At 41.8% G+C, this 9,981-nt stretch carries 8 protein-coding genes; all 8 read right to left on the bottom strand.

Features of this window, described 5'->3' with window-relative positions; translation table 11 throughout:
* Nucleotides 1-139: 139 nt before the first annotated feature.
* The 8 genes from DFR63_RS06125 to DFR63_RS06095 all read right to left on the bottom strand — a co-directional run bounded on the left by DFR63_RS06125 (nt 140) and on the right by DFR63_RS06095 (nt 9,844).
* A complete protein-coding gene (locus DFR63_RS06125; RefSeq protein ID WP_115885061.1) occupies nt 140-847 on the bottom strand; it encodes an aggregation-promoting factor C-terminal-like domain-containing protein in 708 nt (235 codons plus the stop codon).
* A 305-nt stretch (nt 848-1,152) separates the two neighbouring features.
* Nucleotides 1,153-1,977: a hypothetical protein gene (locus DFR63_RS06120; protein WP_115885060.1), complete on the bottom strand. Its 825-nt coding sequence runs from the start codon at nt 1,975-1,977 to the stop codon at nt 1,153-1,155.
* A 118-nt stretch (nt 1,978-2,095) separates the two neighbouring features.
* On the bottom strand, nt 2,096-3,562 hold the full coding sequence (locus tag DFR63_RS06115) for a carbon starvation CstA family protein (protein ID WP_115885059.1): 1,467 nt from the start codon (nt 3,560-3,562) through the stop codon (nt 2,096-2,098).
* 132 nt (nt 3,563-3,694) lie between these two features.
* Nucleotides 3,695-4,414 (bottom strand): LytR/AlgR family response regulator transcription factor, encoded by a 720-nt coding sequence (locus DFR63_RS06110; protein WP_115885058.1) that lies wholly within the window; start codon nt 4,412-4,414, stop codon nt 3,695-3,697.
* Nucleotides 4,415-4,439: 25 nt separating this feature from the next.
* Nucleotides 4,440-6,056: a LytS/YhcK type 5TM receptor domain-containing protein gene (locus tag DFR63_RS06105; protein WP_115885057.1), complete on the bottom strand. Its 1,617-nt coding sequence runs from the start codon at nt 6,054-6,056 to the stop codon at nt 4,440-4,442.
* 135 nt (nt 6,057-6,191) lie between these two features.
* Nucleotides 6,192-7,805 (bottom strand): BCCT family transporter, encoded by a 1,614-nt coding sequence (locus tag DFR63_RS06100; RefSeq protein WP_115885056.1) that lies wholly within the window; start codon nt 7,803-7,805, stop codon nt 6,192-6,194.
* 154 nt (nt 7,806-7,959) lie between these two features.
* Nucleotides 7,960-8,130, bottom strand: a complete 171-nt coding sequence (locus tag DFR63_RS11635) for an MFS transporter (RefSeq protein ID WP_147302200.1) — start codon at nt 8,128-8,130, stop codon at nt 7,960-7,962.
* Between the two features lie 61 nt (nt 8,131-8,191).
* The gene (locus tag DFR63_RS06095) at nt 8,192-9,844 is read right to left on the bottom strand and encodes a YhgE/Pip domain-containing protein (RefSeq protein WP_115885055.1); all 1,653 of its coding nucleotides are present in this window, start codon (nt 9,842-9,844) and stop codon (nt 8,192-8,194) included.
* Nucleotides 9,845-9,981: the final 137 nt, after the last annotated feature.

Below are 9,981 nucleotides of genomic sequence, written 5' to 3'. Positions count from 1 at the left end.
GTTCATTCGTTGAATACCTTATGTTTGATTTCAAGAGAAAACTCCCCCTAAAGTAGTTTACTTTTTTAAGTGTCTACTTTAGGGGGAGCATATCATGGATGAATACGGGTTTTACTTATAATACTTTAATGTTTAGATCTTACCACCAGTTGTTAGCGTTACGGAATTGGATTGCTGCATCGACTGAACCATAACGCTTTTTAGCGTAGTTAAGCATACCAGAAGTCTGTTCTGCAACAGAACCAGTACCCCATGATTCTTTCGTTTGGCCTAATCCTTGGTAACCGTTCGGGCTTACTGCATTTGGATTACCGCTTGATTCTGGTAATACGATTGAGTTCCACATAGCTTCAGTGCCGCCGGCAGCTAAGAATTGTGATTTAGTTGATCCGCCAGTTGACTGCTGTGTTTTTTCAGCTGGTGCAGGTGATGCTGCTGCAGGCTGTTCAACTTCTTCTACTGCTGGAGCTGCTGCTTGTGTATTTTGTGCTGGCGCTTGTACTTCTTCAGTGTAGTTGCTGTATTGAACATTTTGTGTTTCTTCCTGTACTGCAGGTGCTGATTTTTCTACTGCTTGTGTTTGTGCCTGTGCTTCACCAGTTCCGCTGTATGCCCATGAGTAGTTAGTACCATCTGACTCGAAGTCGTAGTTAAAGTTTCCGTGGTTGAAGTTATAGTCGTAAGCACCTTCGTGTACTGCAGATGCATTTAATACTTCCGGATTGTTTTGAGCTGTGTGAGCAAGTTCTGCTTTATCTATAGAAGAAGCTTCTGCGTCCTGACCTGCAGCAACTCCTGTTACGCCTAAACCTAATGCTAATGTCGTAGCTAAAATTGTTTTCTTCATAAAATTTTCTTCCTCCAAAATATATATTATAAAAAGTAATTTTTTTCTCTCTAAAGCAAACCAAACTTTTATAAAGTCTTTGTTTTCCAAGACAGTTATCAATGTAACACACATATATTTTACATGTGTTACAGCTCAATAATAATAAAGTTACATTTAATATTTGGAATGTAATAATGACATCTGACTGTATTATTTCTGACTATTACCATTGAATCGACACATTTATGTAATATAAACATATAATTGTCATACTAAAAAGCCTGATCAGCTGAATTTTATTGACCAGGCTTTTATTTGTAAGTTTATTCTATACGCGTATTTTCCAGTTCTTCATAGTCTGTCAGATAGTATCGGCCATCCTGCTCAATCAAATTATAGCGGGCGTAGACTTCGAAAATACCATTAGTATTTATATGTGAGTATGTTCGGTAAGCATAGATATTGATACTGCCGTCAAGATTCTCCACTTCAGAATTGATAAAAACGGAATAAGTCATATGATTGCTGAAGTTTCCGGACGCTTTATTTGCAAACAAGGCGTGATAACCTGCTGAGTCAGGCTGGTAAAAGCTGAGTGCTGTCTCGTCATGGTTATTAAAAAATGCCGGCAATGAAAACAGATACTGGTGAACAAATTCCGACGGGTCGGAGATATCCTCCGGCATTTTTTCTGAACGCGGGAGGATTGAATAATTCACCGGGTCAGATTCTCCGTATTTTGCTTCAAAGGAATATTTGACGGCACAAGGCAGACAGTCGCTCCCGGGAGCTTCCGGCAGTGTGCTGTCAGCAACAAGGTCTCTGTATGCCTTAAACTGATCTTCAGGAGGAACGTTTTCGCATTCTGCCAGCTGGGTCATAATACAATGCTCAGCAGCAGTGTAATTTTCTTTAGACTCTTCATTATCAGCAGTATCTTCACTGTCCCTTGGCTGAGATTCTTCTTCCTCTGGCGGCTCTTCTGTTTCCAAATCTTGTTCTTCTGATTCTGCCGTTTCTTTTGAAGGTTTGGATACAGCATCTTCTGATGTATTGTTTTCCGGATCTTCCCCTGTCTTATCACCACTGCTGCACGCAGTTAAAACGACTGAGATTATTATGAATAACGGTATCATCCACTGTTTCATTAGATGCATCCTCCCTTCAGGATTATCTTGTCGGATTAAAAAAACTTCTTATTATAAAATATGCCCGAACCGGAGTGCTGGTAAACTAACCAGTGCAGACATAAGTTGTTTTATCCTATTAATCTGAATAAGCGTAGTGTTTTTCATTCCATTCTGAAACATCGGTTTCCAGAGGAATGTTTTCACTGCGGCGTTTTTTTGCTGAAACAAAGAATAAAATAGTAATCAGTACAGTAATTACAGCGCTGATTGCTAAAGAAATATCCATCGGAAGATTTAATCCGATAGGTGCGTTCACAATATATGTAGACACTGTCATCGTCATAAAGATAGCCGGCACGGCTGCAATCCAGTAGTTGCGTCTGCCGATGAACAGATACATTGCACCAATCCACAAAGCAATCATTGCAGTTGACTGGTTTGCCCAGTTAAAATACCGCCATAATAGCGTAAAGTCCATATTTGTCAGTATGATTGAAATGATAAATATCGGTGCTGCAATCCAAATTCTGCTCATTATTTTCTTTTGCGGCACGCGGATATAGTCTGCGATAATCATTCTGGCACTTCTAAATGCAGTGTCTCCGGAAGTAATGGGAAGAACTATTACACCTAGAACTGCGAATGTTCCAATAATCGGACCTAGCATCATCGTTGAAATTTCATTAACGATACCACCGGTACCGATTGTTGCTATCAGTTCATTCAAGGTAACCGGACCGTCAAAAAGACTCATAGCTGCGGCTGCCCAAATCATAGCAATGATACCTTCTGCAATCATCATGCCGTAGAAAATTCTGCGGCCCTGATTTTCGTTTTTTGTTGTTCTGGAAATAATCGGTGTTTGAGTAGCATGGAAGCCTGACAACGCCCCGCATGAAATCGTTAGGAACAGAAGCGGAAAGATTGCTGCGCCTTCCGGATGAGTGTTTGTAAACGACAGTTCTGGAACCGGCGCCTGGTTCCAGACGAGAGCAATCCCGATTCCCACAGTACTGAATAACAACAGTGCGCCTATGTAAGGATAGATTGTTCCGATAATTTTATTGATTGGCAGTATAGTCGCCAGCAAATAATAGATGAAAATTAAGACGACAAATACTACAGCAGGTACTGCTCCATTAACAAGATCGTAAAGTAAATCTGCAGGTGAAGCGACAAATACTGTACCGACGAGAAGCAGCAGCAGAATCGAAAAAGCATTAACAACATGTTTCATTGCTTTTCCTAAAAATTTTCCGGCAAGTTCCGGCAAGTGAGCCCCATTATTGCGTATAGAAATCATACCCGTCAGGTAATCGTGGACACCGCCGGCAAATATACAGCCGAGTACAATCCAGATAAATGCCACCGGCCCGTAAAGTGCTCCCATAATAGGACCAAATATTGGCCCCACTCCGGCAATACTGATTAATTGTATCAGCGCATTTTTATTTTTATGCATTGGCAGATAGTCGACCCCATCATGTTCTGTATAAGCTGGTGTCGCCCGAAGTTCTTTTGGCTGAAAAACTTTTTCGACAAACTTTCCATAAGTAAAATATCCTATTAATAACAGAGCGATTGCTCCTAAAAATGTAATCATTCTGCTCCCCCTATTTCTGAATGCGTTTTCATCATTATAGCTTACAAAATATACAAACAATTTTGGGAAGTTTCAGCTATCGTGTCGAAACAAGGGGTTCAAATGCAAAATAAGCGCTGTAACAGGTCTTTATTATAATTCTATGTGGTCACGGAGAGACTTTACATAATTTCGGCTAACCGGTATTTGAACATCTGTGCCTTCTAAGGTGAGCTGAAAAGCTCCGTTAAACCAGGGTGTCATTTCTGTAATTACTTCAGTATTAACGAGATAGCTCTTATGGACACGGAAAAATGAATGCGAAAGAAGACGGGATTCCAGCTCTTTTAACGTCTTTCTGCTGCTGAAGACTCCTTTAGACGAGACAACCGCTGTCGTATTGTTCTCCCGCGAAACAAACAGAACTTCAGCAGGGTTGAGATAAGTGATAGACTCTTCTCCTCCGACCGCGAGCTTGCCGCGGGCAGGTTCCCGTTTAAAGTCAAGCAGTTCAGAAACATGTGCAATTGCTTCTGCTAACTCCGTTTCATCAACCGGTTTTAGTAAATAATCAACAGCTTGAACTTTAAAGGCTTCAACAGCATACTCTGAATAAGCAGTTGTAAATATAATCAGCGGCGGGTTCTTCATCTTTTTCAATGTGGCAGCAAGCTCTATACCGCTCATTTCTGGCATATCGATATCGAGGAGCAGCAAGTCAAGCTCGTCAGCAATTATTTTTGCCAAAGCTTCCCGCCCGGTCGCAGCTTCTCCCGAAACTTGTATAGCCGGGTGTGTTCCGAGCAAATATTTTAATTCTTCACGGCTGTATTTTTCATCATCTGCCACGAGTGTTTTTATTATTTGATTCATTATTGAACGAGTCCTTTCAAAGACGTTAGGAAATTTTAGGTATGTTGAAATATACCGCCATACCATCATCCGGCCGGGACTTAAAATGGAGACCGCTGTCGCTGCCGAAAGTCATTTGAAGTCTTTTATTAATATTATATAAGGCAATCCCATTACCTTCTGTACTGCTGCTGACGTCTGCGGCTAAATTCACAAGTCTATTCTCGCGAACACCTGAACCATTATCTTTTATACACAAAGATATATTATCTTTATGGTCCCGGACGGTAATACTCAATTTACACTGATCAATTTTTCCTTTAAAACCGTGCTTAACTGCATTTTCGATAATAGGCTGGAGGGTTAAAGCCGGTAATTTATTATGCAGACAGCTGTCGTCTATATGATAGGAAACTGCAATTCTGTCTTCAAACCGTATTTGTTCTATCGACAAATACGCTTTTATATGCTCAACTTCGTTTTCCAGCGTTTTCAAAGACGCAGTTGTTGAATGCAGGTTCTGCCGTATAAATTTAGATAAAGATCTCAGAGCAGTTCTCGCTTTTTCAGGATTGATGCGAATTAGTGAAATAACAGTATTTAAAGTGTTAAAAAGAAAATGCGGGTTAATCTGGGCCTGCAGAATATTGATTTCAGCATCTTTAGCAAGATTATAGAGCTTGTCTGCCTCTGCCAGTTCAAGTTGGCTGCTCAACAGATTCGCAAGTCCGGATAATGTTTCTTTTTCTATAGATGTTACATCTTTTTGCGAATAAAAATAGAATCTCAAGGTGCCGATGACGGTGTCACGGCTCTTTAAAGATTCGATTACAGCTGCATTGCTGCTGCTGCCGATATGTGAAAGCTGATTTTCCGCATCATCAATTGTTGCGCCTTTAAGATTAAGCTCCTGATAAAGAATTGTACATACTTTATCAGCAGACTGCGGGGTTAAACCCGATTTTAAATGCATAAGTGTCTGTTCGGCAATGCGCAGTACTTTTTGTGATTGCAAAGCTGCGGCCTTTTCTTCTTCTTTTGCTACGCTTTTAATAATCAGGAGAAAAAGTGCGCAGCCAATTCCATTTGCTAGAATCATCGGCAGTGCGATGTGCTGAACAAGTACCAGTGCTTCCGTGTAAGGACGTGCTAAAAGAACAATTAAAGCCATCTGCAGCATTTCTGCACCGGCGCCGATTAGAAATACCAGCAGCGGTTTAGCTGTAATTTCCGGATTTTTAGTGCGAATCCAGGCTGCTGAAATACCGGCTGCAATGGTAGCGATACCGCAGGGAAATGCAGTGAAGCCCCCGAGCAGCATACGATGTCCCCCGGCAATCAGTCCGGCTGCAGTTCCCACTTTATATCCTCCGAACAGGCCGCCGAGCACAACGCCGATAACGCGGAAGTTAGCGATCGCTTCATGATTGAAAATATCTGTTTTTAAACGCTGCAGGAGGAAGGGTTCCGCCTGAAAAGTCACGCCGGAATAGGTGCCAATAATACCGAAAGCGCCAAAAAATATAATTGCTTTATACTGCTGCTTTCGGGACAGGGCAGCCGATGAAATCATATCTCTGAAAAAGCGCAGACGAGTTGCTATAAAGGCAAGCATGACAATTAATCCAAGTCTCTCGAGCATGATCAGCATGAGTTCGTACATCTGTATCTCCACATTTCTGTAATAGTATCATTATAATTATAGCAAATGGCAAAATATGAAGAGTACTTGTTATAAAACTGATAAAAATACCCCGCAAGCTGAATTAAGTTCAGCTTGCGGGGCAGACACTTTTAATTACAGGTCTCTCTCATCGACACCTGCTTCTTTTTGTTCCTGATACTCCCGTTCTTCTTTTTTAATATACTCTTCCATACGTTTGGAATTTGGAGTAATGGTCAGACCGAGATATTTTCTTTCTTCATTTGCATCTTTGTAGAATGAAATCATCATCATAATAATTACAAAACTGAAAGGCAGTGCTGCAATTATCGCTGCAGACTGCAGAGCTTCGAGTCCTGAGTCTCCGCCTGATAATAGCAGTATAAAAGCAATAGCTGACAAGCTGATGCCCCACACGACCTTAATACTTGCTGCAGGGCGAAGTGAACCATGTGATGTCTGCATGCTGAGTACAAAGGTTGCGGAGTCCGCTGACGTAATAAAGAAAGATGATACTAAAATAATCGCCAGAGTCGACAGAGGAACGCTCAGCGGCATCTCATTAAAAATAGCGAACAGCTGAGTTTCCGGGCCGAATTCAACCAGTGACGGCACCTTGCTCGCAACTTCAATGCCGGTAACACCAAATACAGTAAACCAGATAATACCGATAGAGGTCGGCACAATAAGCAGGCCTAAAACAAATTCACGTACTGTCCGGCCTTTGGATACCCTTGCGATAAAAATGCCGACAAAGGGACTCCAGCTGAGCCACCACGCCCAATAGTAAATAGTCCATGACTGGAGCCAGTCGTTTTTCTGATTGTTTAAAGGAGCTGCATCCAGCGTTCTCGATATAAATGTATTGATGTACTCGCCGGCAGCTGTCGGCAGCATATTCAGGATAAGGAGCGTCGGTCCCAGTATAAGAATAGTCAGCAGCAGGACAGCAGCGAGAAGCGTATTCAAATTGCTCAGGTATTTGACGCCTTTACTTAAACCGCTCCAGGCGCTGCCGAGAAACAATACAGTGACGACGGTGATGATAAGTCCCTGGATACTGATGCTAATCGGGACACCAAACAGGTAATTCAGGCCGCCGTTGATTTGAGTCGTGCCGACACCTAAAGATACAGCGACTCCGACCGCAGTTGCAAATACAGTCAGGACATCTATAAGTATTCCGACTGGTCCGTCTACTTTATCTCCAAGTATTGGACGTAAAGTTTTTGACAGAAGTCCTGATTCACCTTTTCTGAACTGAAAGTAAGCCAAGGCAAGTGCAACAGCACCATACATTCCCCAAGCATGTGCACCAAAGTGAAATATGGTTGCTCTGATTGCTTCCATTGTCGCTTCCTCTGTTTCGGGATCGGCAGTTGCCGGTGCGAAAAAGTGGGCGATCGGTTCTGATGTACTGTAGAATATCATCCCGATACCCATGCCTGCACTGAACAGCATCATCAGCCATGAACGTGTACTGAATTCAGGCTTGTGGTGCGGTTTTCCGAGTTTTAATTTGCCAATTGGACTGAAGATAAGAAAAATACAAAAGAATAAAGTAACGGAGGTGATTATCATGTAATACCATCCGAAGTAATTACTTACCCAGTCTGCTATGAAGCCTGCCACCGACCCGAATCCTTTTGGATTTATGGCGCCGATAACTACAAGTGTGCCGACTATCAGCACAGAATATATAAATACTTTCGATAATTTTTTACTGGCTGGATCTGAAGAATCCTTCATTAATGTGCTCCTTAATATTTTTAGGATGCGGATTATTCATCCGCGATTCCTTTTCTTTTAAATAAATAACCTATTGATAATATCAAACTTACACATCGAGTGCAATTTGAATATGAAAACAGCCGCATTTTCTGTAATGCGGCTGTTATAAAATTTAATTGTTAGCTGCTTTTTTATTACCGATTGACTGAGCCATGCCGGACAGGTAATACGAGTCTTCCACTGTACGGGTCCGCAGCACGGAGAACATTACAGCGAGGCTGAACGTTGTCCCTGCGCCGAGTCCTGCAAATATAAGCGCGGGAATGATGAGAAAAGTCGGCATAAATGCTATGCCAAACAAGCCGATAAAGAAAAAAAGCCCGCTCGGTCAGCGGGCTGAACTTTTAGTTTTCAAATTTGGCCATTTTATTCGCTTTTTCTTCATACTTAGGGAATTTATCTTTCAGCCATAATACTAACAATACGAGCAGATAAGCACCTGCAGCTATTGCTAGCAGGATATACATTATTGTGCTGAATTCCATGTTAAATGCCTGGCCGAAAATCGCATCTTTAAAGCTGGACACGACGAATGCCATCGGCAGGAATTCATAAAGCGTTTGATAGAAATTGTTTGCGGTTTCTATCGGGAAAGTTCCGCCGCTTGATGATAACTGTACAATCAGCAGCACGATTCCGAGGAATTTTCCGAAGTTGCCGAATATCATTACCAGCAATCCTATAATGGAAATGGAAACGAGAGACCATACAAGCATCGCAAAGTAAAATCTCCAGTGGCTGGCAATCTCAATCTGCATTACCCAGACAATTGCAGCATACAGCAGAGTTGTAATGATTACCGAGTGAGATAAAAACAGCAGACCGCGGCTGAGCCACTGGCTGAATACATTTTTCTTATTTTCGAATATTTTATTCATCGGATATACAACATTAAATGTAATAGCTCCGATATACAGGCTGACTGCAATAATTAACGGTGCAAAACTCTGCGCATAGTTTTGTGTATCCACCATGGACTCAATATCCAGGTTAACAGGACTTGCAATCGCTTCTGCTCCCTCATCACTGAAAACAATATTCTGCTCTTCTATTTCCGCAAGCAGCTCGTTAAATCTGGTATCAACCTCTGTAAGTGCTTCTGCCAATTCGCTGGAGCCTGCTTTCAACTCGCTGATACCGCCGTTCATTTGCCCAATACCTGAATTCAATTCAGAAGCCCCGCCAGCAAGCTGTGTGCTGGCTTCATTTAACTGGCCTGCTCCATTTTCAAGTTCTGACTGTGCACCTTGGACCGTCTGTGCGTAATTTCCAAGCATTGGTGCCAGCTGAGTGATCTGTCCTGTAAATTGCTGTTCACCATTATACAGTGTTCCTGCTCCCTCGCTGACTTGTGAAGCGCCGCTTTCAAGGTTGTCTGCGCCTTGTTTTAACTGCGCTGAGCTGTCCTCGAGCTGGCCAAGTCCATCGTCAAGTGTGACTGCACCGTTCTTCAGCTCAGCAATGGCATCTTGTGCTTCATCACTCTGGTCGGACAAACTGCCGAGTTCGCTAATCAATGTTTTGGTATATGTTTCTGTAATTTCTTTTTGAACTGTTTCGACTAAGACTGAACCGACTTGTTCAGACATAATTGAACCGATGAAATTGAATCCCGGATTTGTCTTTAGTTTAAGGTTTACATTTTCCGGTGATTCGCTTAAGAAGGTCATGGCATTATCAGAAGCATCTGCAGGGATTTCCAGATATCCGTATGATTCTCCGCTTTTAATTGCTTCTTCTGCTTTTTCCAGAGTGGAAAATTGCCAGTCCAGCTGGTCGTTATCTTTCAGCTCAGCTTCGATTTCTTTTCCGAGCTCTATATCCTCATTGCCTGCATCTTCATTTACTATATGGAACTGCATATCGCCTGTGCGGTCATATGGGTCCCACATTGCACCAAGAAATGTCAATGCATATATAACCGGAAATAATGAAATGAATGCAAGAGATACTAATAACAACGGTTTTTTAAATACAAATTTAAAATCCTGTAACATTTAATCATCCTTCATTTTTTTTGTGTTAAAGTTATCGTACACGATGTACAATAAACCATTATAAGGCGATTAAATTATTCTTCAATGGTTGATATATCCATGTTTGTAGGATAACCGACACATTTAAAAGAAAGGTT

It is taken from the genome of Jeotgalicoccus halotolerans (genome assembly GCF_003387165.1).
Taxonomy (GTDB): Bacteria; Bacillota; Bacilli; order Staphylococcales; family Salinicoccaceae; genus Jeotgalicoccus; species Jeotgalicoccus halotolerans.
The sequence above is the reverse complement of the archived record's forward strand: the minus strand, read 5'-3'. Positions and strand labels throughout refer to the sequence as shown.

Excerpts from the sequence above, each read along its gene's own strand:
- DFR63_RS06125 (WP_115885061.1), bottom strand. The coding sequence starts at position 847 with ATGAAGAAAACAATTTTAGCTACGACATTAGCATTAGGTTTAGGCGTA.
- DFR63_RS06120 (WP_115885060.1), bottom strand. The coding sequence starts at position 1,977 with ATGAAACAGTGGATGATACCGTTATTCATAATAATCTCAGTCGTTTTA.
- DFR63_RS06115 (WP_115885059.1), bottom strand. The coding sequence starts at position 3,562 with ATGATTACATTTTTAGGAGCAATCGCTCTGTTATTAATAGGATATTTT.
- DFR63_RS06110 (WP_115885058.1), bottom strand. The coding sequence starts at position 4,414 with ATGAATCAAATAATAAAAACACTCGTGGCAGATGATGAAAAATACAGC.
- DFR63_RS06105 (WP_115885057.1), bottom strand. The coding sequence starts at position 6,056 with ATGTACGAACTCATGCTGATCATGCTCGAGAGACTTGGATTAATTGTC.
- DFR63_RS06100 (WP_115885056.1), bottom strand. The coding sequence starts at position 7,805 with ATGAAGGATTCTTCAGATCCAGCCAGTAAAAAATTATCGAAAGTATTT.
- DFR63_RS11635 (WP_147302200.1), bottom strand. The coding sequence starts at position 8,130 with ATGCCGACTTTTCTCATCATTCCCGCGCTTATATTTGCAGGACTCGGC.
- DFR63_RS06095 (WP_115885055.1), bottom strand. The coding sequence starts at position 9,844 with ATGTTACAGGATTTTAAATTTGTATTTAAAAAACCGTTGTTATTAGTA.